We start from the raw sequence: 1245 nt of genomic DNA on the forward strand, positions 1-1245 counted from the left end.
GCCCTCTCGGGGCCCACTCACACCCACCCCCGGCTGCCCCGGGCGCGGGGGGGGGGGCGCCCCCCCCCCCCCTGCGGGCCCGCCCCCCGACCTGCATCCGCCGCGGCGAGGGCTCTCGGGTCATCGCAGCCGCCTCGGGCGGCGGGATCTGGAGCGCCCTGCCGAGCTGAGCGCGGCCGGCACGAAGAAGCGAGGCGAAGGCTATGCGCCGCTCTGGCTGGTGACGCGTCCGTTGATGTGCAGCGTGCCGGACAGGTCAGCCGGCACACGGGCCTCGACGTTCCCTCTCGCGTGCCGCCGTCGGGAATCGAGTCGTATGAGCAGCGAATGCCGACCGGGGCCGGGCTCCGCTGGTCCCGCCACGGGGGCATGCGTCACTGTCGTCCTCGCCGGGAAGCACCCGGGCCTCGACTCCTGCGACTACGAGCTGATCGCTCTCCAACTTCTCGTGCGGGTTCCAACTCCTCGTGCGGGCCTGCCCAATCGCCGCCGGAGTCGAGAGGTACAGGGGCTGGCCGCGGGTCACCAGGCCCGATTTCGTGACCGTTTCCACTGCTCCGTTGATGATGGTGTCCGGCCTGACCCTAGTCCAGGAAGTGTCCGGCGACCTGATCCAGCGCAAGCATCCTGGCGCCGCCGGCTTCGGCAAGGCCACCATCACCCGTGGCGCGGACAAGAGCGCCGCGTTCACCGACTGGATCAAGACCTCCCTCGACGGTCACGACGGTCTCCGACACGACATCACCATCGTCGCGCTGGACGCCCGGCAGCAGCCCGTTCGGCGCTTCCACCTGACCAATGTCCGGGCGACCTTTGCTGACCCCTCCATCGAAACGGTGACCATCGCCTACACGGACATCACCGCCGAATAGTCCACGACCGACCAGCGGGGCGGCCGGCCCTCGGCCGGCGGATCGGCCGAACGGGGCGCAGACATCCCTCGGCATGCCTGGCTGCCCACCCCCACCGACTCCCAGCTGAAGGACCCCTTTGGGGCTCTGTCCAGACCACCTGGACAGAGCTCCCGGGTGGGCGGGGGCGGTTTCGCGTAGGGGTCAAGGGCGGGTGAGCGGGATTTGGCGGATCTGGTCCAGGCGCCCGTCGTCGGGCAGAACGCCGCCGGCGTCGGGGTCGCCCCAGGCGATGGCGAGACTTCGCAGCCCATGTCCCGGGCGATGGCCAGCGGCAGGGCGCCGATGGTGGCGGGCTGGTCGACGACCACGAGGACGGTTCCGTGCTTGGCCT

The 1245-nt window shown here is 71.2% G+C and carries 1 protein-coding gene and 1 pseudogene; one reads left to right on the plus strand and one right to left on the minus strand.

Annotation, left to right across the window (positions count from 1 at the left end; all coding sequences use genetic code 11):
* The first annotated feature begins 539 nt into the window (after positions 1-539).
* Positions 540-872, plus strand: coding sequence for a phage tail protein (locus tag AB0D31_RS34695; RefSeq protein ID WP_362730921.1), 333 nt, complete (start codon positions 540-542; stop codon positions 870-872).
* Here the strand turns inward: AB0D31_RS34695 and AB0D31_RS34700 are convergent.
* Positions 848-1245, minus strand: a pseudogene (locus AB0D31_RS34700) (hypothetical protein); the annotation flags it as partial. The gene AB0D31_RS34695 and the pseudogene AB0D31_RS34700 overlap by 25 nt on opposite strands.

Source organism: Streptomyces sp. NPDC048361, assembly GCF_040651795.1.
GTDB lineage: Bacteria > Actinomycetota > Actinomycetes > Streptomycetales > Streptomycetaceae > Streptomyces.